The sequence below is a fragment of the Posidoniimonas polymericola genome (assembly GCF_007859935.1).
Taxonomy (GTDB): Bacteria; Planctomycetota; Planctomycetia; order Pirellulales; family Lacipirellulaceae; genus Posidoniimonas; species Posidoniimonas polymericola.
In genome coordinates this window covers 54,743-77,625 of record NZ_SJPO01000015.1, presented here as the reverse complement: position 1 = coordinate 77,625, position 22,883 = coordinate 54,743, and the positions used below count along the sequence as shown (strand labels likewise).

The 22,883-nt window shown below is 65.0% G+C and carries 17 protein-coding genes and 1 tRNA gene; 4 read left to right on the top strand and 14 right to left on the bottom strand.

Going from position 1 to position 22,883, the window contains the following annotated elements; genetic code table 11:
• Positions 1-32: 32 nt before the first annotated feature.
• From Pla123a_RS23000 to Pla123a_RS22990, 3 genes are all read right to left on the bottom strand, one after another.
• Positions 33-722 carry a metal-dependent hydrolase gene (locus Pla123a_RS23000; RefSeq protein ID WP_146591439.1) on the bottom strand — a complete coding sequence of 230 codons (690 nt, stop codon included), beginning with the start codon at positions 720-722 and terminating at the stop codon, positions 33-35.
• 120 nt (positions 723-842) lie between these two features.
• Positions 843-1,715 (bottom strand): hypothetical protein, encoded by an 873-nt coding sequence (locus Pla123a_RS22995; protein WP_146591437.1) that lies wholly within the window; start codon positions 1,713-1,715, stop codon positions 843-845.
• A 5-nt stretch (positions 1,716-1,720) separates the two neighbouring features.
• On the bottom strand, positions 1,721-2,362 hold the full coding sequence (locus tag Pla123a_RS22990; protein WP_197528226.1) for an RNA polymerase sigma factor: 642 nt from the start codon (positions 2,360-2,362) through the stop codon (positions 1,721-1,723).
• A gap of 447 nt (positions 2,363-2,809) precedes the next feature.
• On the opposite strand from Pla123a_RS22990, the gene Pla123a_RS22985 reads away from it, so the two are divergent.
• Positions 2,810-4,195: a hypothetical protein gene (locus tag Pla123a_RS22985; protein ID WP_146591433.1), complete on the top strand. Its 1,386-nt coding sequence runs from the start codon at positions 2,810-2,812 to the stop codon at positions 4,193-4,195.
• Between the two features lie 77 nt (positions 4,196-4,272).
• A tRNA-Ala gene (locus Pla123a_RS22980) sits at positions 4,273-4,345 on the top strand.
• A 105-nt stretch (positions 4,346-4,450) separates the two neighbouring features.
• Here Pla123a_RS22980 and Pla123a_RS22975 read toward each other — a convergent pair.
• From Pla123a_RS22975 to Pla123a_RS22960, 5 genes are all read right to left on the bottom strand, one after another.
• On the bottom strand, positions 4,451-5,521 hold the full coding sequence (locus Pla123a_RS22975) for a family 16 glycosylhydrolase (RefSeq protein WP_146591431.1): 1,071 nt from the start codon (positions 5,519-5,521) through the stop codon (positions 4,451-4,453).
• 60 nt (positions 5,522-5,581) lie between these two features.
• Positions 5,582-6,868: a glycoside hydrolase family 16 protein gene (locus Pla123a_RS22970; RefSeq protein WP_197528225.1), complete on the bottom strand. Its 1,287-nt coding sequence runs from the start codon at positions 6,866-6,868 to the stop codon at positions 5,582-5,584.
• A gap of 103 nt (positions 6,869-6,971) precedes the next feature.
• Positions 6,972-7,406 (bottom strand): hypothetical protein, encoded by a 435-nt coding sequence (locus tag Pla123a_RS24860; protein ID WP_197528224.1) that lies wholly within the window; start codon positions 7,404-7,406, stop codon positions 6,972-6,974.
• A complete protein-coding gene (locus tag Pla123a_RS22965; RefSeq protein WP_146591427.1) occupies positions 7,393-8,454 on the bottom strand; it encodes a DUF1559 domain-containing protein in 1,062 nt (353 codons plus the stop codon). Before Pla123a_RS22965 ends, Pla123a_RS24860 begins: the two co-directional genes overlap by 14 nt.
• Before the next feature lie 38 nt (positions 8,455-8,492).
• Complete coding sequence (locus tag Pla123a_RS22960) at positions 8,493-9,695, bottom strand: hypothetical protein (protein WP_146591425.1); 1,203 nt, start codon at positions 9,693-9,695, stop codon at positions 8,493-8,495.
• A 682-nt stretch (positions 9,696-10,377) separates the two neighbouring features.
• Between Pla123a_RS22960 and Pla123a_RS22955 the strand changes: the two genes are divergently transcribed.
• On the top strand, positions 10,378-11,421 hold the full coding sequence (locus Pla123a_RS22955) for a LacI family DNA-binding transcriptional regulator (RefSeq protein ID WP_146591423.1): 1,044 nt from the start codon (positions 10,378-10,380) through the stop codon (positions 11,419-11,421).
• Between the two features lie 83 nt (positions 11,422-11,504).
• Here the strand turns inward: Pla123a_RS22955 and Pla123a_RS22950 are convergent, their stop codons facing one another.
• The 5 genes from Pla123a_RS22950 to Pla123a_RS22930 all read right to left on the bottom strand — a co-directional run bounded on the left by Pla123a_RS22950 (position 11,505) and on the right by Pla123a_RS22930 (position 20,831).
• Positions 11,505-13,094, bottom strand: coding sequence for a sulfatase family protein (locus tag Pla123a_RS22950; RefSeq protein ID WP_146591421.1), 1,590 nt, complete (start codon positions 13,092-13,094; stop codon positions 11,505-11,507).
• A 526-nt stretch (positions 13,095-13,620) separates the two neighbouring features.
• On the bottom strand, positions 13,621-14,124 hold the full coding sequence (locus tag Pla123a_RS22945; protein WP_146591419.1) for a hypothetical protein: 504 nt from the start codon (positions 14,122-14,124) through the stop codon (positions 13,621-13,623).
• 55 nt (positions 14,125-14,179) lie between these two features.
• A complete protein-coding gene (locus tag Pla123a_RS22940; RefSeq protein WP_146591417.1) occupies positions 14,180-17,365 on the bottom strand; it encodes an efflux RND transporter permease subunit in 3,186 nt (1,061 codons plus the stop codon).
• A gap of 29 nt (positions 17,366-17,394) precedes the next feature.
• The gene (locus Pla123a_RS22935) at positions 17,395-18,720 is read right to left on the bottom strand and encodes an efflux RND transporter periplasmic adaptor subunit (RefSeq protein WP_197528223.1); all 1,326 of its coding nucleotides are present in this window, start codon (positions 18,718-18,720) and stop codon (positions 17,395-17,397) included.
• Between the two features lie 680 nt (positions 18,721-19,400).
• Positions 19,401-20,831: a TolC family protein gene (locus tag Pla123a_RS22930; protein WP_146591413.1), complete on the bottom strand. Its 1,431-nt coding sequence runs from the start codon at positions 20,829-20,831 to the stop codon at positions 19,401-19,403.
• 218 nt (positions 20,832-21,049) lie between these two features.
• On the opposite strand from Pla123a_RS22930, the gene Pla123a_RS22925 reads away from it, so the two are divergent.
• Positions 21,050-21,682, top strand: a complete 633-nt coding sequence (locus Pla123a_RS22925) for an ECF-type sigma factor (RefSeq protein WP_197528222.1) — start codon at positions 21,050-21,052, stop codon at positions 21,680-21,682.
• Here the strand turns inward: Pla123a_RS22925 and Pla123a_RS22920 are convergent.
• Entirely contained in the window at positions 21,630-22,634 is a 1,005-nt protein-coding gene (locus Pla123a_RS22920; RefSeq protein ID WP_146591409.1) for a hypothetical protein, read from the bottom strand. The genes Pla123a_RS22925 and Pla123a_RS22920 overlap by 53 nt on opposite strands.
• Between the last annotated feature and the right edge of the window lie 249 nt (positions 22,635-22,883).

The window sequence follows — 22,883 nt, the reverse complement described above, 5'->3', positions numbered from 1 at the left end:
TCGACGCCGCAGAGGGTGGACAGAGGGGGCAATCAGACGGCGAAGCGTTCGCCAACCACGGGCACAAGCGGCTCGGAACCGGTGTTGCGGCGGACCTGGTCCGCCCACGCCGCTGCGTCCTGGGCAATCGGAGGCCAGGTGTCGTAGTGGCACGGCGCCACCCGCTTCGGGGCCAGCATCCGGGTCGCCTCGACCGCGTCGGCGGGGCCCATCGTGAATAGATCGCCGATCGGCAGCACGGCCAGGTCGAGGCCCCCCGCCGCGATCAGTTTCATGTCTACGAATAGCGCGGTGTCGCAGGCAAAGTACAGCCGCTTTCCGCCCGACTCGAACAGCAAACCACACGCCACCCCGCCGTAGCTTCCGTCGGGCATGCTGCTAGAGTGGTGCGCAATGGTGAGCTTCAGGTGCCCGAACGGCTGGCTAACGCCGCCGCCGGGGTTCATGCCGATCACCTTGTCTTCGGCGACGCCCTGGGCCTTGAGCCAATTGCCGACCTCAAAGTTTGCCATCACAACCGCGTCGGTCCGCTGGGCGATCGACACCGCGTCTTGCACGTGGTCAAAGTGCCCGTGCGACACCACGATGAAGTCGGCCTCGGCCTGGTCGGCCTCGATCGGCGCCTTTGGGTTGTCGTTCAGGAACGGGTCGATCAGGATCTTGTGAGAATCGAGCTCGAGCAGCCAAGTGCTGTGGCCGAACCACGTCAGGTGGGCAGTCATAGGACAGAGAGTGCGGTTTGCGGAGACGGAGTCGTATCCCGCTAAGACTAGAGGGTTTGCGGCGTGCGTCAAGCTAACCGCCCACGCCGCTGGCGAGTCCCCGCGGGCGAAAATCGCCGCCTACTCGTCCGACGAACCTGGCGAGTAGCAGAACAGCACAATCTGCTCCGCCGCGGTTGCCGGCCGCAGCACAACCCGCTGTGGCAGCTTGGTGGACGCGTCGATGAGGATCGTTGCGGGGAGCCTCGTCACTCCCTGCGTCAGCTGGAGGTCGACCTCGATCCCATCAGCAACGGAACGGGGCCACGACTGGCCGACCTCAATCGTGGCGCCGTTATCCGGGAGCCCGGCAAGGTCGAACAACGCGGCCGCTATTTCGGCCCCAACCAACTCGGCACGCCGCGCGGTTGGCAGCAGTTTCGAGCCCTCTTCCCCCCCAAGCTGACGCATCACCGTGCCGGAAATGTTGAGGTACGAGGCCGTTGTCGGCCGGTTTCTCCCTGTTTGATCTCGCCGAGTCGCGATCGTCAACGGCTCGGCGGGCGAGTGCTGTCCGACCAGTCGAACCGAAGGCTCATGCCGGACCGCGTCGACAACCTCCGTCCAGCGGAAACCGGGCTGATTCCACAGGCAGACCAACAGCACCGCGGCCGCCGCCCCAACCAAAGCCAGTCGGCGGTGGATTCCCATCCGCCGCTCGGGCGGGGCCGCCAGGTCGTGCAACTCGGCCCGCAATCGGGAGATCTCGCCACGCTCGACCGCTGGCGGCGTATCGCTGCCGACCAGTTCATACTTTTTCTCGAGCAAGGCCGACAGCGAACCTTGCTGCGCGGCCCGGATGGGGTCGTTGGCGTCAGCAAACTCCTGCTCCATGCGCAGGCTGAGCCTCGCCTGCAGATCGGCAGGCATCCCGGGTGCGGCCATCGCGCCGCCAATCAGGTTGGCGATCGGATCCCCATCCTGGCGTGGCGTGTTGTCAGCGGGGTCTGGCAATTGGTTCACTCTCGGCCCCCCTTCGCGTCTGGGGAGGATAGGGCGTCATTTTCGTTTTTCAGCGGCCAAGCCGACGCGAGCGGCTCGAGCCCGTCTGGTTCGCTAGGTTCTAGCTCGAGATACGCCTGCCGGAACTCCCGTCGCGCCCGGTACAGCGAAGCTTCTACCGACTTCTCGGTGGCTCCCAGTCGCTCGGCGATCTGCCGCACGCTCATCCCCTCGGCGTACTTCCACTCCAGCACCAGCCGGTGGCGTTGCTTCAGTGTCGCCATCGCCTGCTCGACCTGATCGCGGCGTTCGCAATGCGAGAGGTTGTCGCTGGGCCGCTCGACGGCGTCCCACTCCAATGTTTGCGCCACCCCTTCGGCCGCCTTGCGGAAGCGGGCGCCGCGGCGGTGGTGGTCGGCGCACTTGTGGCGGACGACGCTCCGCAGCCAGGCGGCCGCCTGGGGGGCGTCGGTCCCGGTCGTGTGGAAGTTCCTGACCCAGGCGGTCATCGCCTCGCTGGTAACGTCCTCGGCGGCATGGGCGTCCTGAACCAGCGCGTACGCGCACCGCCACACCCACGGCATCCACCGTGTGTAGAGCTCTCGCCAGGCTTGGCTGTCGCCCCGCCTGGCGGCAATAATCAGTTGGCTGTCAGTCAAGGCTGTCTCCTGCCCACTGGCCAGCGAGGCGCTCCGTTGCTCGGCTGGCGGCCGCGAGTACAGTAGAGTCGATCCCCCCGCGGATTTCACTCAAAAATTGCGGGCGGAAGCGTTGCGAAGGACCACGAAACGCGCCCGCCACTTACAAAACGCCAGGGCCGGGGCCCCGGGAAGTTTACGAGCCCGGCCACTCCCAATCCCGTAAGCCCTTTGGTTCATAACACTTGCGACGCCCGACAGGCGCCCAGCGGACGGTTAGCAACCAGCTTGATGGATGAGCCGAGCTGGTGGCTCGCCGCCGGCGTAACCGATACTGTTGGGGGTAAGAGCCCCGTCGAACCGACCAACCCGAAGCGTTGACCCATCGCGTGCGTTCGCAAGACTGCCGAACCCAGAACACCGCCTCGCCGCGGCCACGGCTTGCCGCTGGCCACAACTGCTAGCTCTATGTCATCGATCTCAGATCAACAATCGCCGACTCAGTCGACCAAGAAGCAGCGATACTTCCCCGCGCACTTGGCTCCGATCGACAAATTTCTGCTCGACGACGATGTCCCCAAGTACCCGATGACCTATGTCATCCAGTTCGATTTCGAGGGGTCTTTCGACCGTGAAGACTTTGAGTTCGCTCTCGCAGGCGCGGTTGAGCGTCACCCCTACGTAGCGGCCAAGATTGGGCCGGGCAAACGGGGCCTGCTCAGCTGGGTCGACGGCGGCGGCGATCTGCCGACCATCGACTGGGGCGGCATCGACGACCCGATCGTTCCGCCCGGCGGCGAGCCGATCGACATCCGCAACGAGGTCGGCCTGCGGGTATGGGTGCGTCAGGACGACTCGCGGGGAGTCGTCGTGTTCCAGTGGCACCACAGCGTGACCGACGGCACCGGCGCGTTCCGATTCATGGGCGACATCCTGGTGCACTACGACCAGCGGCAGGGGGGCGAGAAGAGCAAGATGCTCGGCCTTGCCCCGGCGCTGCTCCGCGAGCGACGCGCACGGATGGCGCGGGCCTACACCGCCGGCGACCAGAAGGGCGTCCGCCAGGCGCTCTGGAAGCAGCTCCGCGAGGTGTTTATGCGCTGGTCGGCCCCGCTGGCCCCTGCCGACACGAAGGGGGCCGCCTCGTTTCCCGGCGTGATGATCACCACGCTCTCCAAGGACGAGACCGCCCAGCTGCGGGGCTCGGCCGACCGTGCTAACGTCATGCTGAACGACCTGCTGCTAGAGCGGCTGTTCCAGACGATGGCGGAGTGGAATCAGGAGCACGCCAAGCGACCCTCACGGCGGCCGCTGCGGGTCATGATGCCGACCGACCTCCGCGAGTCGAGCGAGACCGAGATGCCCGCCGCCAACATGGTCGGCTACACCTTCATCTCCCGCCCCGCGTCGGAGTGCGGCGACTCCGAATCGCTGCTGCGAAGCATCGCCAACGAGACCGATCAGATCAAGCACTCGCAGGGCGGCAAGGCCTTTATCGACGCGATCACCGCCGCCGAAATCGCGCCGTGGGCGATGCCGTGGCTGCTGCACCGCGGCTGGTGCCTCGCGACCGCTGTGCTGACCAACAACGGCGACCCGGCCCGGCGGATGAACGCGCGGCTCCCAAGAGACGAGGGGCGGCTGGCGGCCGGCAACGTGGTGGTGACCCGCTTCAGTGGCGTGCCGCCGCTCCGCGAGCGGACCAGTCTGGTCGTGTCCGCCATGACCTACGCCAAGGAGCTGACGCTGTCGGTCCGCTGCTCTCCGCACGAGTTCGGCGACCAGGAGTCGCAGCAATTCCTCGACCGGTACGTCGCAAAACTCCGCGAATCGCTAGCTCCCACTGCGGGGTGACCGCATCCCGGTTCAGGGTTGCATCTGCCCCACTGGAAGCTAGAATTACGCAACTCGGGCCCGCCAAGGGCCCCACCGGGGGCGTAGCTCAGCTGGGAGAGCGGCGGCTTTGCAAGCCGTAGGTCGCAGGTTCGATCCCTGTCGCCTCCACTTTTACTGGTTCACGACTGCAGCTGTTTTGCAGGTCGTGTCTTCTCCGAACGAGTGTTCCGATCTCGGGCTCCAGATGCTGGCGTGGCTTTGGTCCACTCGGCCCTATCGGCGACGGCGCCAGAGACCGGCGACTGATAAAACGAGTGTAAACGCGGCGCCGGTTGGCGCCGGAACGCTCGCGCCAGCGACGCCGGTGCTGGCCCCCTGATAGTTTTGCCGCCACGCCTGATAGTCCGACGTGCCGACCGCGCCGTTGCCAGAGCCATCGGCGGCCAGCCCGATGCCCTGATCGCCGGTTGTGCTACGCCAAATCGTGTAGTCGGCAGCATCTACCGCGCCGTCGTTGTTGTAGTCGCCGGCTAACTCTGACGGGTACATGCGGTTCCAGTACCGGACGTAGTCGACGTACATCGTCTGCGGCCATATGGTCGTTTGATTGGGGTCGCCGCCGAAGTCGCCGCCGACCGCCAAGTTCACGATAATATTCTTGGCGGTTTCGAAGATTGGGCGATTGGGCGTTTCGGTGACAGTGAAGTACAAATCCCCATCGACGAAGAAACGCAGCAGCGTCTCGTCCCATTCTGCGGCGAAGGTGTGGAACCCCGTGTGGAAGTCGACCGGGGCCCCCGCGTCGGCCGCGGTGTACTCGTCGTAGACGTACTGGTGTTGCCCACAGCAGGGCCCTGGGTCGGTCTGCCAGTGGTACGCACTGCTGGTTAGGTTGGGTTGGCTGCCCCGGTTCTCGAGGATGTCGATCTCGCCGCCCTGCGGCCAGGCGACATGATTGGCGTTCAGCCAAAACGCCGGCCACATGCCCTGAGAAGTCGGCAGGTCGACCCGCGCCTCAAACCGCCCCGGTCCAAAGATCTGCCGGGATACGAGGAGTCCCGACTGGTACTGCTTGCCGGCCCTCGGTTGATCGATTGCCGTGATCTGCAGCAGGCCGTCTGCCACCACAACCTGGTCGGGGTGGTAGTACTGCTTCTCGTTGTTGTGGCTGTCGCGGCGGTCGAGTGCCTCCCACTTGGTCTGGTCGAGGGCCGATCCCTCGAACTCGTCGTGCCAGACAAGCCGCCAGCCGCTCACGTCGGGCACAACGACCGCGGGCGCCACGTTGGCAAACACCAGAAGCAGGAGGGCGACTGCCGCGGCAGTCCAGAAGCGAGGATTCAAGGCGGGCCTGGTGCGGGTTGGAGGACTCTATCGAGGTAGCTACTCAGTGGCGCCGGCGACTTACTCACCAGGTTCGCGGCCGGTGGTCAGTTCGACCTCGTCAATGATGACGGCGCCGGCGTCCAGCGCGGGCTGCTCGAACACAATTGCGACCCGGGCTTCAACAGCTTCGGCAGGAGCAATGGCCTCGAGGACGTGCCGCCGCCACTTGTTATTCTCGGCATCCTTGTCGGCGACGACAAGCTTCTGGACGCCGACCAGGTCGGAAGAGTCAAATTTGCCGCCGAAAACGCGGTAGAACTCGATCTTCATCTCAACAACATTCGCTGTGCCCGTGATGCTGTCGGCCGCGTCGATGTAGGTCTTTAGCGAGGCACGGACGGGCGCTCCCACGGCGACGTCAATTCCCTGGGCGACCCCGGAGTAGGTCGTCCCCCCCTGAAAGACGCCGAACATCTTGAGCGCCGAGGAGCCGTCGACGCCCAGCCCAGGCGCCGCGACCACGTTTGGGTTGTCCCGCAGGTCGACGCCAAAAGTGGACCAGCCGGCTAGCGAGCCGCCGTCGGCGTCGAAGCCGCCGTTCTGCAGCGCCGGCCGCGCCTGGTGCTCCGTGGCGCGGTAGACCCGCACCCAGTCGATCTCGAAGCGTTGAGGCCAGACCGTCGAGTCGTCGGGATCTGGCAAGAAGCCGCCGCCGATCGCCGTGTTGAGCACGAGCTGCATCGGCGTGACCCGCTGCGACAAGAATCCGTTGACATCGTGATCGTAGACCGTGAAGTAGTTGACGCCGTCGACGTAGTACCGCACCGAGCGTTCATCCCACTCGGCGGCGTAGATGTGGAAGCCGGCGGTGTAGTCGACCAGCTCGCCGTTGCGGCGGGCCTGGTGCTCGTCGAACACGAAGTCGTGCTTGTAGGGCGTCTGTGACCCGTAGTGGAACGCGCTGCTGGTGAGCGTCGGCTCGTTGCCACGGTTTTCCATGATGTCGATCTCCCCGCCGCTCGGCCACGGGTACTTCTCGACATCCGGGAGCAGCCAGATAGCGGGCCACATCCCTCGAGTGGCCGGCAGCTTGGCCCGCACTTCCCAGCGGCCGTGCTTCCACTCGGGCTTGGAGATTACCTGCCCTGAACGGTAGGGCAGGTCACGCGAGGAAATGTTCTCCGACAGCAGGACCAGGCGTCCGTCCTGCACACTCGCTTGGCTTGGCAGGTAGTCCTGCTGTGAGTTGTTGGTCGGAACGTTGGTGTCGACTAGCGTCCACTTGGTCTCGTCAAGCTTGTCGAAATCATCCGACCAGACGAGCTCCCAGTTGCGGTCCGAGGCGTCAGCGGCGGTGGTCGGCATTGGGGCGCCCTGCCAGGCTACGCACGCCGCCAGACAGAGCAGAACCGGGTTCCCGCTCCAGCGGCCTTTGCGTTGTTCGTTTTCAGTCTCTGACATGGGAAAGCTATGGGCCGTCTGAGGATAGTGCAAAGTCGAATCGGTTGGCGCCGGGCTCAACACTAACCTTGAGGCCAGACGTGGTAGGGTTTGCGTAGGCGCGAGGAGTGAGGGGTCTGCCGCTCCGGGCCATACCCGTGTCTTCTTTGCCAACCAGTTGCGAAGCGGAGATCGACACCAGGTACTCGCCAGGCTGCACGCCGTTGGCGGCGCCGGTGCCGAGCTCGAATTCGCCATTCGCGTCGGCGATGCCCGAAGGCGTCGCTCCGCTGCCGCTGGCCGGCGAGAACGTCACGGTGCAGCGGGTGTCGCCGCCGCCACGGATCGGCTGGCCGTCAAGGCTCACGGCGCCCGTCACCTCAGACAGCCCACCGCCGCACCCGACGAGCGTCAGGGCAAGCACGGCCGCCGAGACCGCCCGCGGCAGCCTAGAGCGTCTCATTGATGACCTCCTCGCCGTTGCGGGTGCAGCTGGTTCGGTACAGGGTGTTGTCGACGCCGTCGGTCAAGAATTTGACGGAGCCGTCGACCGCGCAGAAGTTGGCGCCGCCCGGGTGGAGGCTGCGGAACCCACGCTGATCCCACCAGAAGGCCGAGTCGACCGACTCGGGCGGCAGGTTCATCAGGTTGTTGATCGGCGTATTGCAGCTGCACCAGTCGCCGTCCGCATAGAAAGCGGCCGAGTGGAAGTTGTACTTCGGAACGTCCTCGCCGAAGAGCATCGTGTTGCTCGTGCCGTCGGAGACCTTACTCATGCTGACCGGCTTACGCCACGACTGGCGGAAGAAGATGCCGCGGCAGCGGGTGTCCCGGTGGCAGTCGCGGGCGGTCGTGCCGAAGCCTGCTGGCGCGGGCTTGTCGTAGTTGCCGCTGGGGAACTGAGAATTGGCGTTCGTGAACGTGGTGCCGTCCGACTCACCGACGACGGTGTCGCCGAGCACACCCTTGTAGCTCGTCACCGCGACCGGCCAATTTACCCAGCCGTACTGCTTGTCCGAGAGCTGCTGCGCCTCGCCGTCGGACGGGCAGGCGAGCATTTCGAGCTGCGACTTCATCAACTCTGGCACGGAGATGCCGTTGTTTTTTGAAGCCAGACCGTTCTGGCCGGGCCCGCCGCCGCGCACGATTAAGCCTGGATTGAACAGGCCCTCAAACGCGCCGCCGTCCTTGAATTGATCGTGCAGGGCCTGCTGCTCTAGCTGCGGCAGGAGCTGCGTGATCCAGCCAGCGGCGGGGCCGTCGCCCTCAGCGCCGTCGAAGCCCCTGGCCATCCCTTGACTCACTGGGAAGTGCCCGGCTGAATCATGGTGGTTGTGCGCCGCCAGTCCCAGGTTCTTTAGCTTGTTGGTGCAGCTGATCCGCCGCGCCGCCTCGCGGGCGGACTGCACCGCGGGCAGCAACAGCGCCATCAGCACGCCGATGATGGCGATCACGACGAGCAGCTCGACCAGCGTGAAGCCGGGCCGGGCCCGGTCCGATGAGGGTCGCATTCTAACGCCTCCTTAGAAATGATTGCGTGACCAGCCAACTAGCGGCCGCGGCGGAGCAGCGGCGCCGACGCAAGACCCAGCAGCAGAACGATCGCCGAAGGCTCCGGCGCTGCGCCGGTCGCGGCCACTCCGGGCTGCGGCGTGGACTCGCCGTAGTTCGCGGCCCAGAGGTCGTAGTCTGCGTCGTCGACGCCGCCGGCGCCATTGCCAGCGCCGTTCAGCGCGCCCTCGTCGGCGGCCCCAAAGTTGTCCCGCCAGACGGTGTAGTCGGCGGCGTTCACGAGGCCATCGGCATTGAAATCGCCGGACAGGGCCGTGACGCCCACCGGCATTGGGTTCGGGTTGGCGGTGCTGTTGAGCTCGGCCTCGGTCGCAAATATCTCAAGCAGGACGTTGTCCACCCAGACGCTTCCCGCACCCGTGAGATTGGTGCCGGCGTAGTCGCCTAGGAACATCACAGCGCGGACTTCTTCAATTGCGTCGACCGAGAAGAAGTCCCCGCCGATCGACCAGTTCAGGGTGTCGTCAAGCGGGTCGTCGTCGATGACGAGCGTGGCCTCGATCAGCCGCCACTCGTCGGCTACGAGTGACTGGGCAACCGGCTTGGAGAATGAGGTTGAGCCGGAATTGTTCATGTCGACCCAAGACGCTTGGCTCTGATTAAACCCGTTGAAGGTCGCGTCACCCGCGTTCTGATCAGTATCCCAGATGCGGTCACCGAAGCCCGGGAAAGCGGTTGAGCTGAAGTCGGCGTTGCCGGAGCCGGCCTCTTTCCACAGCTCGAATTTGACGACCGGCTCGATCTGGGGCACGGCCGACACCGGGTCTGCCGGATCCTGCCGCATCCACATCGAAACACGGAACGCGTTGCCGTTCTGAAGCTTGCCGCCGCCGTTTACCGACGCAATCGCGGGATTGACCGGCTGGAGGTTGGGCACGTCGGCATTGGCGCCGTCCTCGGTGCTGTCGATGCCGTTCTCGCCATTCGAGACCGCGATGGAGAAGCCGGCGCCGTTGTTCGCGCTGGCGCCGTCCATCGTGTAGACGGCGATATTGTTGCCCTCGTTCGCCGCAGTCACGTCGATAAAGAACGGCGAGGCGTCGGCGAAGTAGTTGACCTGACCAAGCCCGGTCCCGAGGTCAGTTTCCGGACTGCCTAGCAGAGGGAAGACTTCTAAGGCCCCTGCGGTTGAAGTGACTAGGCAAAGGAATGTTGACGCGACAAGTCTACGAATTCTCATGAGTTGCTCCGTTGGGCTAGCCGGTTGAACGGCTGCAGCGATTTCGGGTGCTGTGTGAAGTGTTTCCGCCTGTGCGCGATCGCCCATTTCGATGAGTCACTAGGTGGCTCCCGCGGCTCTCCAACTCCGATTGGAAAGCCGCGGGCTGCCCCGCCACCGCCGCAATTCAGTCCCGCCAAAGTCGGCCTGCTGCCGGTTCGCTCAAGGCGAGCGAACCGGCAGCAGGCTCGGGGACGCCACTGATCGCCGACGACGGTTCGTCGACGTGACGCCGGCTCCAGCTACAGTCGCGAATTTCGCGGTCATTGTCATGAGATGCACCTCTCAGTCGATGAGGTCGTTGCCCGTCGCAGATGAAAGCGCTTGCTAGGGCGAATGATTTAGGAGCCAGCTGTCGGAAAAGGTATCGCCACTCGAGCTTCAAGCGATCGAGAGCGGCAGTCGTCAAGAAAAGTGATCAATCGACCGGTGGTTGGCTGATTGAGTAACAGACGAGTAACTGTTAATCAAAGTGTCTCTGGAATCGCTGTCGGCGTCAAGCAGAATTTGCCGATTCCTCCGATTCAATCAAGAATTGCCTCAATTTTCGCTTTGCTTCCCCGCAGGCGTGAGTTACCATAAAGCGAGAAACAGTTTCTTGCTGTAAACTCTGGGTCTCGGCCCGTCCAGGAAACGGTAGGCAATGGCCTCTATTAGGGAAGTCGCGAAGCACGCAGGCGTGTCGATTGCCACGGTTTCTCGCGTGGTGAACGGGGTGGAAAGCGTAGCGCCAAAACTCCGGCGCGACGTGCTGCAGGCCGTCGAGGCCTGCGGCTACAAGCCGGCCGAGCAGCGCCGCTCTGCGTCTAGTATCGCCCTGATTTATGCGGGGCCGTTCACTATTGGCTCTCCATACGACTCGGCGTGCGTTGACGGCATCGTCTCGGCGATGCGTGAGTCTCGCTACGATCTGTCGGTCATCGATATCCGCCGAGACCGCGCGGCGAACGAGTCGTTCAAGCAGGTCTTCGCGCGGAAGGGCATCGCGGGAGCCATCGTCCGCTGCACGATCGAGGACCGCCCACTGGTAGTCGAGATGGCGGCGGAGCAACTGCCGATCGTCGTCCTCGGAGACCACTTCGAGCACCCCACGATCGCGTTCGCCTACACGGAGTCCGCGCAGGCCAGCCGCGAAGCGATCGAGCATCTGGTCTCGCTCGGGCATCAACGGATCGCGTTTGTCGCCTGCCACCGCGAAGACGGCGACCACGCAGACCGGTTCCGCGCGTACTGCGATGTGCTCACGGAGCACCAGCTACTCAACGAGTCGCTGGTCTACCGCGTCCCACCGTCGCGGCGGGACGGCGGCCCCGTGCTGCGTAAGCTTGTCGGTAGCGCCGACCGACCAACTGCGGTGTACATCGCCGACCCGCTGATTGCCGCCGGGGCGATCAACGAGGCGCACCACATGGGGGTGAGAATCCCCGACGACCTCTCGATCGTAGGCTTCGACGACACCGACCTAAGGCACCTGGTCTACCCAAGCATGTCCGCCGTCTGCCAAGACTCAGAAGAGCTTGGCCGCTCGGCCTTTCAGCTCTTGCTGGGGCTGATCGACGGCGAGGGGGACGCGGAAAGCAGCTCCACCCGCCAGCAAGCCTGGCTCGAGGTGCACGGCAGCACCGGCCCGCCCCCGGTCAATGTCGATCGCGTGATGCCGTCTGGATCTCGACTTCCTGCACGGTAGGAACGAATCGGCAAGGAGCCCGGACGCCTGCGGCCTAACGCCCGGTTGTTCCGGAATCCCGGCCACTAGGTGACGTCACCTCCCTAAGCGGCCTCGGCCGGCGCCGCGTACGGTGTATCGGTCGGCTTCCGCTCGCGAGGCGGCCCCGCCGGACGCTTCGAAGAGGGCGGGTCTTCGGCGGGAACCTCGAGCTCGGACCGCAGGCGATCGAGCTCGGCCGCGAGCCGCTCGCGGACCGGCTTGTAGACCGGGTTCTCCGCGACGTCGTTGATCTCGTTAGGGTCGCATAGCAAATCGTAAAGCTCCCAGGAGTCGACCCCCGGCTCGTAGAAGCGGATCAGCTTGTAGCGTCCGTCGGTCACGCCGTAGTGCTTGCGGACGTAGTGCCAGGCCGGGTACTCGTAGTAGTGGTAGTAGAAGGTCTGACGCCAGTCCTCGGGCGGCTCGCCCTTGAGCAGCGGCATCAGAGAGCGACCCTGCATGTCTGCCGGAATTTCCGCGCCGGCGGCCTCCAGGAAGGTCTCGGCAAAGTCCAACGGCGACACGATATGGTCGTCAAAGCGGCCCGGCTGGACGACCGCGGGCCACCGGACCAGGCACGGCGTGCGGAGCGACTCCTCGTACATCCACCGCTTGTCAAACCAGCCGTGCTCGCCGAGGTAGAAGCCCTGATCGGACGAGTAGATCACGAGGGTGTTCTCGGACAGCCCCGACTCGTCGAGGTAGTCGAGCATCCGGCCGAGTTGGTCGTCCACCGACGAGACACACCGCAGGTAGTCCTTTATGTAGCGCTGGTACTTCCATCGGACTAAGTCCTTGCCGGAAAGGTTGGCGCGCTGCATGGCGAGGTTTTTGGGGCCGTAGGCCTGCTCCCAAACCTTGCGCTGCTCTGCGTTAAGGCTGGAGGGCGTGGTGAGTTTCAGGTCCCCCGGGGTCATGGTCTCGGCGATGGTCATGTCCTGATGCTGGGCCGGCTTGCCACGCAGTGAGTAGTCCTCGAACAGCGTCGGGGGCTCGGGGATCGTGACGCCGTCGTACATGTGGAGCTTGCTGAGCGGCGGCGCCCACTCCCGGTGCGGCGCCTTCTGCTGGTACATCAGCATGAACGGCTTGTCCGCGTCCCGGCTTTTCTTGAGCCAATCGAGCGCCAGGTCGGTGACAATCTCGGTGCAGTACCCCTCAACCCGACGCTGGCCCGACTGGCTGAGGAGCACCGGGTTGTAGTACGAGCCCTGCCCTTTGAGTACGTCCCAGTAGTCGAATCCGGTCGGGTCACTCTTGAGGTGCCACTTTCCGATCACCGCGGTCTGATAGCCGGCTTTTCGCAGCAGCTTGGGGAAGGTCTGCTGCGATCCGTCGAATGTGTTGCCATTGGTGTAGAACCCGTTCTTGTGGTTGTACTTGCCGGTCAGCACCACCGCTCGGCAAGGGCCGCAGATCGAGTTGGGCACGTAGCAACGGTTGAACCGCACGCCCTCGATCGCCAGTCGGTCGATGTTTGGGGTCTGGTTGATGCGTGAGCCGTAGGCGCTGATCGCCTGCGTGGCGTGGTCGTCGGTGAACACCAGCAAGATATTCGGCCGCTGGGTCGTGGCCGCTATCGCGGCGCCTTGTAAGCAGAGCCCGAGCAGCCCGCTGGCGATGAGACTCAATGGAAAGAGTGGGCCGTGCATCAATTGCGTTTCTCCAGAAGTAGAGTCTCCACGGACAGCTCGCCGAATTTTGTCCCATCTGTTCATCGGGGGGACAAAACTCGCAGCCTGCCGCCTCTCGCGGTGGCCGTTAGGCCCTGCAGCGGCAGGGTTTGCGGCCGTCGACCCCGATTACTGCTCACCGAGTTTTGTCCATAAAGCCGTAAGAATGATTCATAGGGACAAAACTCCTGCTCTATTAGCGGTGGTGACTTCCGCAACCCACTGCAAAACAACGACTTGCGAAAATTCCACCGGCGCCTGGTCGCCGAGTTTTGTCCCAATCCGCATGTCATTGGACGAATCTCTCGCCAGCACTCGGCCGCCAACCGACGCCCGGGCGCACCCGTTGGTGAGCACCTATTGGAACCCACTGAGCAGCGGCTTTCTACCAAAATCTCCGAGAAAACTCGCCAATACCGGCACGGAGATCCGGACGCTCCAAGTCAGCTGCCTGGGCTCTTGAGCGAAGTCAGAAAAAGAGCGTGCTCCGGCGATCCGCGTCCGGTTAGTGGTCGTGATCATGGTCGTCGTGATCGTGGTGCGGCAACGCGCCGCGGAACTGCGATCCGTTGATCGACACCACGAGCTGACCATCCGCGTGGTCGTGCTCGATTTCTTCGAGCAGTTCGGCGTCACTGGATGAGAACCGCGAGGCTCCGCCGGTGGCGTCCCCTTCCTCGGGGTCGGCGACGAGCTTGAACTGCTCGGGCTTCCCGTCGTGGCTCAGGTTGACGGTGATCTCTTCGGCGTCAATGGAAACCGCCTGCTTGGCGGCGCCGTCAAGCAGGTAGACGTAGAGCTTGCCCGCGTCGTCGTCGTGCACGATCTCCGCGTGGTACTCTTCCTCACCCAGTTCGGCCAGCGCGCCGTGGTGCGGGCCCTCGGTCGGGTGGACGTGCTCCGCGTGTGCGTCTCCCGGATTGGGCGTGGTGGTGGCCTGAGGACCGCACCCGGCAGTGGCGACGCCCAACAGACACGCTGCGGCAAGACTCAAGGGCTGCTTACGCATCAAAAACTCCATTGTCCGGTGTTCAATTCCTAACAAGAACATCAACTGTCGCGGGTTATCCAAAACGGCGTTCACCGTCTTGCGAATCGTCCAGCGGCGGCAGCTCGTCGGCGCTCTCGACGACCCGCCGCGCGGCGTCCAGTCCAAAGGTCCAGAACATCGCGGGCCGCACCAGGAACTCCAGCAAAGTGCAAGTAATCAGTCCGCCAATGATGACGGTCGCCACTGGGTAAAGTATTTCCTTGCCAGGTTCGCCGGCCGACAGTGCCAGCGGCGCCAGGCCGATGCCGGAGGTCAACGCCGTCATCAGCATCGGGGAAAGCCGTTCCTGCCCGGCGCGGACCAGCATCTCGCGTGTCCAGCCCTCCCCCTCGTGGCGCACCAGGTTCAGGTAGTGGCTGAGCAGCAGGATCCCGTTGCGCGACGCGATGCCGCAGAGCGAGATGAAACCAACCATGCTAGCGATGGTCAGTGTCTGCCCGGTAAGCCACAACGCCGCGACACTGCCGATAAACGCCATGGGCAGCGCAACCATCACCTGCAACGCGAGGTTTGCGGAGCCAAACATCTTGTACAGCACCAGGAACATCCCGACGAGCGACACCAGGAACAGCAGGCCGATCACGCGGGAGGCGACCTGCTGGCTCTCAAACTGCCCGCCGTATTCGATGTAATAGCCGGTAGGCAGTTCCGCGACGATCGGCTCGAGCCGCTGCTTGATGGCGTTGACCACGTCGACCAGGCCGCGGCCCGAGACGTTGCACTGCACCGCGATCCGCCGACTGACTTGTTCGCGTTTGATGGTGTTCGGGCCGCCCGACCGGTAGATGTTAGCGACGTCCTCCAGCTTCACACTGCCGCCGGCGGGCAGGTCGATCCTCAGCCGGCGGAGCGAATCGATGTCTTCGCGGTGCTGCTCGCCGAATCGCACCAGCAGGTCGAACGTCCGCTGGCCCTCGCGCACCTGCGAGATCACCTCGCCCTGCATGGCGGTCTCGATCAGCTCGTTGACATCGGCCCGCCGCAGGCCGAAGAAGCGGAGCTTCTCGCCGTCGGCCTCGACGCGCAGCTGCGGCACGATCGACTGCAGCTCAACAATCAGGTCCCGCACGCCCGGCACCGGCTTGATCGCGTTGCGGATCGCCTCGGCCTCGGCTCGGAGGGTGTCGAGGTCGGGGCCGTAGAGCTTGATCGCTACCTGCGCCTTCACGCCCGACAGCATATGCGAGATCAGGTGCGCGATCGGCTGTTCGACCGAAGCGACAACGCCGGGCGTTTCGGCCAAGGCGGCGCTGATCTCGTCGATGACCTCTTCGCGCGAACGCGGGCTGGCCGGGTCGATCGTGGCGATGTACTCGGTGACGTTCACCCCTTCGGCGTGCTCGTCGAGTTCGGCGCGTCCCGTCTTGCGGGCGAACGACAGGATGTCCGGGATCTGCACCAGGCGTTTCTCGACCAGGCCGGCGACGCGGTTAGACTCCGCGAGCGACGCGCCGGGGGGGAGGAGCACGTTGACCTGGACGGCGCCCTCATTGAAGGGGGGCAGGAAGTCGCGTTCAAGGCTCACCATTGCCCAGCCGGCGACCCCAACCGCGACCGCGGCCAGTAAGATCACAGCCGCCGCCCACCGCACACTCGCGGCGACCGCCGCCCCGGCGACGGCCTTGAGCAGGCGGACGAGAAAGCTGTCGCCAGCGTGCAGCTTCAGCTGCCGCCGCCCCAGGAGCAGGTAGCTCAGCACCGGAGTCAGCGTCAGCGACACCAGCAGCGAAGACAGGATAGAAACGATGTAGGCGATGCCCAGCGGCGTGAAGAGCCGCCCCTCCATGCCGGACAGGGCGAACAGCGGCACGAACACCAGCACCACGATCATCGTCCCGTAGACGATGGATCCGCGGACCTCGATGCTTGCCTGGTAGACCACCTGCAGCGGGTGGCGAGGCGTGCCAGACGCCCGGTTCTCCCGGAGTCGGCGGTAGATGTTCTCGACGTCGACGATGGCGTCGTCCACCAGCTCGCCGATGGCGACCGCCAAACCGCCGAGCGTCATGGTGTTGACCGACAAGCCGAGCATCGCAAAGACGATCGCCGTCACCGCGATCGACAACGGGATGGCGGTGAGCGTGATGAAGGTCGTCCGCAGGCTGAGCAGGAACGCGAACAAGCAGACCACCACCAGCAGCGAGCCGTCCCGCAGCGCGTCGACAACATTCTGTACGGCAAGGTCGATGAAGGTGCGTTGCTGGTAAAGCGAGGGGGTGATCCGGACGCCCTCCGGCAGTGTTGGGGAGAGCGTCCTGAGCGCGTCCAACACCTCCTCGGTCACCTTCCGCGTGTCGGCCCGCGGCTGCTTGAGCACAGTGAGCAGCACCGAATCGCCGGGGACGGAGGTCTCGTCCGCACGGACGAACGCCGAGCTGTCGCCCCGCTTCACCTGCGGTCCCTCGACGACCGTGGCGACCTGCGAAAGCGTGACCGACTGGCGGTCGCGGTGCGTCACCACGACGTCCCGCAACTCGGCGACCGTGTGCACGCGCCCGAGTGAGCGGACCAGCAGCTCGTTTGGGCCCTGTTCGTCGAGGTAGCCGCCGGTGGTGTTCTGATTGCTGTCGGCGATCGCCTCCTTGACTTCCTGCAGCGAGACGCCGTACTGGATCAACCGATCGGGGTCGACCAGCACCTGCAGCTGCCGCCGCTCGCCCCCCATGACGATGATCTGCGAGACCCCCTTGATCGCCAGCAGCCGCTGGCGCACGGTCCAGTCGGCGATCGTTCTCAGCTCCATCGGCGAGACCCTCTCGTCCGCTTGCATCCCGACGACCATGATCTGCCCCATCAGCGAAGAGATCGGCATTAGCTGGGGCCGAACGCCGCGCGGGAGCGACTCCTGGGCGACCGCGACGCGCTCGCTCACGATCTGGCGGTCGTCGTAGATGTCGGTGCCCCACTCGAACTCGACGTAGATTACCGACAAGCCGATGCCCGACGAGCTGCGCACCGCCTCGACCCCGGTGACGCCGTTCAGGGCGGTCTCGAGCGGAAAGGTGACGAGGGTCTCGACCTCCTCGGGCGCGAGCCCGTGGGCCTCGGTCATGATCACGACCCGGGGCCGGTTGAGGTCGGGGAACACATCGATCGGCAACCGCAGCGCCTGCCAGACGCCGACGCCTAGCACCGCCACCGCGGCGGCGAGCACCAGCGGGCGGTTGGTCAGCGCAAAACGAATGATCGCATTCAGCATGTGGGACTCTCGGACAGCGGCGGGGCGGACTAGTGGTTGTGTCCGGCGTGGGGGTCGACCCCGCCGCCGGCTTGGTTCTTCAAAGCCAGGTGGAGCTGGTAGGCTCCCCGCCCGGCGATGACGTCCCCCTCGTACAGGGCGCCGTCGTTTGCGGCGACGACCCACTCCTTGTCCCGTGACAGCAGGTGCACCGGCGTCTGTTGAAACTGGCCGCCGTTCTGCCGGTAGACATAGTTCTCGGCGCCATCGCTCACGACCGCGGCGGCCGGCAGCACAAGCTGGCCGGGCGTCCGTTCGACAACCAGGTCGATCTGCATCCGCTGGCCGGGCTTGTACAACCACTCAAAGAACCGCACCCCGTCGTCGGTGGTCTTGTCGAGCGCCGTCTTGTTCGGGAGGTTCAGGTAGATTTTGAACGCCCGCGACACCGGGTCGACCTGCCCTGCGACATACTGGATCTTTAGTCCCGACACGGCGGCGTTGTCGCCGCTGACTAGCCGCGCGGTCACGGCGCGCCCCTTGGCCGCGGACTCGCGGACCTGCTCGGCGTCGTCTTCGAAGGCCGCCCCCTCGATCTGCAGCAGGTGGTGGTCGGCCAGCACAGCCATCTCCTCGCCAACCTGCACCTGCTGGCCAACCGAAATCCCCAATCGCTGCACGACCAAGGGGTGCTCGTGCTCGTCCTCCGACTCTCCGTGCGTGTGCCCCGGGGCGAAGATGTCCACCGACGGCAGCAGTTCTTGAGACTCGCGTATGGAGCGGACCTGCTCCTTGGTCAGACCGTGCAGCAGCATCGCCTGCTCCTCGGCCGCGAGCGAGGCCCGCAGCTTTCGCCGCTCGTACTGCTGCTCGATGATCCGCTTGCCCGCCACGACGCCGTCGCCGAGCTCTTTGAGGCGGGCGACCTCGCGTTCCACCACCTCGAGGTTGGCCAGGTCCTGCAGGAAGTCCCGCTGGGCGCCGACCAGTTCCTCGTGCGTCAGCTTCAACCGGAACAGCAGCGTGCCGGGCGTAACGGCCTGCCCCTGCACCACCTCAATCGAAGTCACGATCCCGGTGAGCGGCGCGGTGATGTGGGTCTGCGACTTGCCGGGCCGCTCGACCACGATGGCGGGCAGCACAAGCCGGCGTTCGTACTCCCGGAACGCCACCGTGTACGGCTCGTAGCCGATGTTCTGCAGCCCGCGTTTGCTGACCTGCAGGGCCGGGCTCGCGGTAGCCTCGTTCGCGTGACCGGCCTCCTGTTGATGGTCATCGGTCGCCGCGACGACCGGCGAACCATCGCCGGGGATGCCGGGAAGTCGGTCTTTGAGCAGCATGAACGCGGCGGTTGCCGAGAGGCCCAGAACAATCATTGCCGCGACAAGCAAGGTACGTGGATTTCTTGGCGCCATGAGACTTTCCGACCGACGGCACAAACGCGGCCATCGGAATTGGTGAGGATCCGCAGCGGGTGCGCAACGCACCCGGAACAGGAAGGAGAAAGGGATGCCGAACAGGTCGCAGCATGCGACCTGCTGGGCGGTCCTGCCCGATTAGATCAGCAGAACGCCAAGCAGAAGGTGCGCGCGCACCGGCAGCGGGATCGGGATCCCGGCATCGCCTCGCGTGGTGGAGAGCATGCCGCTGGTGGAGCGACGCACGGGCTCAGCGACCAGGGCAGCCACCCCGTAGCTAGAATCGAGCGAGAGCTCGACCACGCCGCGGGCGCCGTCGGCGGTCCACTTGCACAGGGTGTGGTCGCACGATTCTAGCGGGACATCGTCCGGATGGCGCTGGTCACACGCGTGCGTGCTAAGGGCATGCCCCTCTTGCGGGTCGCAATGGACGTCCGCTGAATCCCGAGAGCTCGCATGGCTCTTAGCGCGTACGTGCCCATGCTCTCCCGCACACTTGTGGTGAGCGGCGCAGCCGAGCGAGGCGTGCGCGAAGACGCACAACGCGATCAGGATTCGTACGAAGGTCTGCACAGCGAGAATGGTACCGCGGCTCGACGATTTGGAGAACCCGAGATTTTGGACCTCTGGCGGCCTTATTAGTACTCGGCGGAAAGGCTCTCTTCCAACAACAGCCCATCGATAAGCACCTTGCTCCGCCAGAGGTTGCCGAGGGCGTCGAGGTAGGCGAGGTTGGTTTGAGAATTCGTCTGCTGAGCGGCAAGCAACGCCAGGTAGCCGATCTCCCCCTCCTGGTAGCCCGACTGGACCAGCTGGAACGTCCGCTGAGACCGCGGCAGAACCTCATTCAGATAGGTCTCGGCGGTGACCCGGGCGTCGGCGTAGTCGCGGAACGCCCTTGCGAGCCGCTGCTGCAGCGCCAGCTCTAGTCGGTCTACGTTGTGGCTTGTGCGGGTGATCTCGGCACGCGCCTGACTGATCGCGCCCTGGTTTCGATTCCACAACGGAAGCGGCATGCCAATCTGCACGCTGGTAATGGTGTCGCTGCTGCTGTAGTCGTACTGCACGCCGACCTGACCCGTAATGTTCGGACGCGGCTCAACACATTCGCGATTAAGCACCCTGCGGGCCCGCTCGACCTCGGCGATCGCCGCGGAGAGCTCCGGACTCTCGGTCCTCAGCCGCGCGAGTTCCAGCTCCCAGTCGAGTGGCTCCGGCAGCGGCGTTAGGTCGCCCGCCAGCGGTTGTGGGGGCAGGGTTTCCGCGCCGAGCACGGCGGACAATTCGCGCCACGCCTGCTCAAGACGGTTCTGGGCGGTGGCGGCCTGCAGCAACGCGTTCTGCTGCTGAACCTCGGTCTGCAGCAGGCCAGCGACCGGGATCTCCTGGGCGTCCAGCAATGCCTGGGATGCCGACGCCGCCCTGTTGGCGAGCCTGGAGAGCTCGCCGGCCAGCTCAACACGGCGCTGGGCGAGCAGCGTCTCGTAGAACCGGGCCTGAACGTCGGTCTTGACCCGCCGCTCGGCGGCCGCGACGTCCTGGTAAGCCTTGCGGATCTCGGCCGAGACAATCGCCTGGTCGCGTTGCAGCTTGTGGGCGACGATGAACTCCTGACCCACGTAGGCCCCCTGCTGACCAGCGGCGCTGCCGTTGCCGATCTCGCTGCCCTGGTAGCCGATGGTGGGATTGGGCGGCAGGCCGGCCTGGAGTCGCTTGCCGCAGAGCGCGCGGACCTTTGCGTGGGCCTGCTTGACCACCGGGTTGTTGGCCAGCGCCGCTTCCTCGAGGCTCGCGAGCGTCAAACCGGTCTGCTGGGGCGGCAGACGGCGCGGGACCGCGGCGGGCGGGGGGCTAGCGCTTGCGAGGTCGGCCGGCTGCTGCAGCGGCTCGGCGACCAGCGCGGGACCCGGGTCGGAAGGGATCACCTCCTGCTCAAACGCGACCGCCTGCAATTCTGCGTTAGTTGTCGCCTGAGCCGGCTCTAGGTGCGAAGTCGTTTCAGCCGGTTGGAACGCACTGCAACCGGTTAGCAGCGCGGCGGCGGTGATGTGGAACGCGTTGTATTTCATATGGAATCCCCCTGCCGTCACCTGATCGACTCGCACGACCCCTGCAGTCTACGATTCCGCTTCGACCCTGCTCGATCGCCCCTGCTTGCCTAGACTCCGCGTGCAGCGACGGCCGCGAAGCGACAAATCTCGCGGTATAGGGACTGGCGCCGGCTGCTTTGACGGATACCGACCGGGGGCTTATGCTGTCGGTTTTCCGAAGGCGACTGCTAGCAGCCATGTCTGTCCCCTCAGATCGTTCGATTACGTGCTGGATCGCCGACCTCAAGGAAGGCGACGACTCTGAGGCTCAGCACGCGCTCTGGCAGCGGTACTTCAACCGGCTGGTCGGACTCGCTCGCCAGACGCTCGGCGCCAGCCCGCGCGGCGCCGAGGACGAAGAGGACGTAGCGCTCAGCGCGTTGAAGAGCTTTTTTGACGGAGTCAATCAGGGCGAGTTCCCCGACCTGCACGACCGCGACGGACTCTGGCCGCTCCTGGCAAAGATCACCGCCCGCAAGGCCATCAATCAGCGCAAACGTCAGCTGGCCGCCAAACGAGGTGGGGGCCGGGTGGTGACCGCCTCCGAGGCCGGCGGCCACGGCCGCGACGGCGAGCCGCGCCAGCTCGACTTCGTCGAGGACGATCTCTCACCAGCGTCGATCGTAGCGCTCAACGACGAGTGCAAACGACTGATCGATCTGCTCCCCGAACCAATCCTGCAGGAGATCGCCAGGCACAAGCTGGCAGGCTACACGACAGGCGAGATCGCAACTCAGCTCGGCGTGGCGCCGCGTACGGTGGAGCGGAAGACCGGGCTCATCCGGTCGCACTGGAAGCAAGAGGCCGAGAACCTCGCCGGCGACGAGTAGCCGCCGCAACGCCGACGCCTAACAGGCAACCGGCGCCGCTGGGTGCGGGAATCGTCGTCGCCGCTGCCGGCCCCGGCGACGCCGGCAGGTTGTCCCGCCACACGGTGTAGTCGGCGGCGTCGACGATTCGGTCGAACGTCCCGTCGGCGGCGTAGTTGCCGCCGGCGTACTCGGATTCCCACACCGTGTAGTCGTCGGTGTCGACGTCGCCGTCGGCGTCGTAGTCACCGAGCTTGACAAATGAGACGACCGCGTCGGGGTCGTCATCGCCGTGTATGAGATGGTAGTCGTTCTCTGGATCGTATGGGGGCGGGGCCGCCCCAATCGAGTCGACGCCGAACGTCACCTCCATATCGCCCGGGAATTCTCCCGCGTGGCTCATGCCGTTGAGTCCCACCTGCAGGTACAGCTCAGCCGAGCCCACTGACGCCGACGGGACAAGCGAGAACGAGGCGACCAGCCACGACTCGACGCCGGAGGAGTCGTCGCAGTAGGCGTCCTTCGTGTCGCAAACGCCGCCGAAGCCATCGGCCGCGGAGCTGTCGAAAGTGAACCCCTGCAGGCCTGCGATGCCGCGATTGAAACCAAGCGGCAGGCCAGAGTCGACGCCGATCAGGCCCTCGGCCGAGTCGTTGACAAACTCGAACCGCGGTCGAGAACTCGCCAGCACCGGGTTGTAAACCTCGACCGTGTCGGCATCGATGTCGAAATCGGTAGACGACGACACAATGTTGAGCGAGAAGTTCTCCATCTGCGTGCTGCCCGCTGTCTGCGGCCTGGCCCAGACGTGCACCCGCAGCGCGACGCCATCGGCCCCGACGCCGGTAGCGACCGCCGGGCCAGTGGCGTTGTGGTCGTCTAATGACAGCCAGAATTGCGCGGGCGCAGCGCCGGCCGGCGCCTGCCCGACGAGCAGCATTAACAGCAGGATTTTAGTCTGGCGCCAGAACAACGGTGTGACTCAGGGGACTCGAGGAGGAAGAGGAAACGCGGCCCCACGGCTTTGCATTCTAGGCGGTCCCTGGCATTTTCTCCAGAAAGTTTGGCGGGGGCGGGGGGCATTTGTTGATTGGCTTGTTGTGGGCCAAACCAAGCGAAATCACCATGGTTTCTTCAAAACCTGAACCCCGGCGGCAGATTCCTTGCCAGGCAAACGACGCGCCCAGGCGCGGTCGGGCTATACTGGGAGGCGGTCCCTGGC

Bases quoted from the DNA above. Each gene is read 5' to 3' on its own strand.
- Pla123a_RS23000 (WP_146591439.1), bottom strand. From the start codon at position 722: ATGACTGCCCACCTGACGTGGTTCGGCCACAGCACTTGGCTGCTCGAG.
- Pla123a_RS22985 (WP_146591433.1), top strand. From the start codon at position 2,810: ATGTCATCGATCTCAGATCAACAATCGCCGACTCAGTCGACCAAGAAG.
- Pla123a_RS22970 (WP_197528225.1), bottom strand. From the start codon at position 6,868: ATGCCGACCACCGCCGCTGACGCCTCGGACCGCAACTGGGAGCTCGTC.
- Pla123a_RS24860 (WP_197528224.1), bottom strand. From the start codon at position 7,406: ATGAGACGCTCTAGGCTGCCGCGGGCGGTCTCGGCGGCCGTGCTTGCC.
- Pla123a_RS22965 (WP_146591427.1), bottom strand. From the start codon at position 8,454: ATGCGACCCTCATCGGACCGGGCCCGGCCCGGCTTCACGCTGGTCGAG.
- Pla123a_RS22960 (WP_146591425.1), bottom strand. From the start codon at position 9,695: ATGAGAATTCGTAGACTTGTCGCGTCAACATTCCTTTGCCTAGTCACT.
- Pla123a_RS22955 (WP_146591423.1), top strand. From the start codon at position 10,378: ATGGCCTCTATTAGGGAAGTCGCGAAGCACGCAGGCGTGTCGATTGCC.
- Pla123a_RS22950 (WP_146591421.1), bottom strand. From the start codon at position 13,094: ATGCACGGCCCACTCTTTCCATTGAGTCTCATCGCCAGCGGGCTGCTC.
- Pla123a_RS22945 (WP_146591419.1), bottom strand. From the start codon at position 14,124: ATGCGTAAGCAGCCCTTGAGTCTTGCCGCAGCGTGTCTGTTGGGCGTC.
- Pla123a_RS22940 (WP_146591417.1), bottom strand. From the start codon at position 17,365: ATGCTGAATGCGATCATTCGTTTTGCGCTGACCAACCGCCCGCTGGTG.
- Pla123a_RS22935 (WP_197528223.1), bottom strand. From the start codon at position 18,720: ATGATTGTTCTGGGCCTCTCGGCAACCGCCGCGTTCATGCTGCTCAAA.
- Pla123a_RS22930 (WP_146591413.1), bottom strand. From the start codon at position 20,831: ATGAAATACAACGCGTTCCACATCACCGCCGCCGCGCTGCTAACCGGT.
- Pla123a_RS22925 (WP_197528222.1), top strand. From the start codon at position 21,050: ATGTCTGTCCCCTCAGATCGTTCGATTACGTGCTGGATCGCCGACCTC.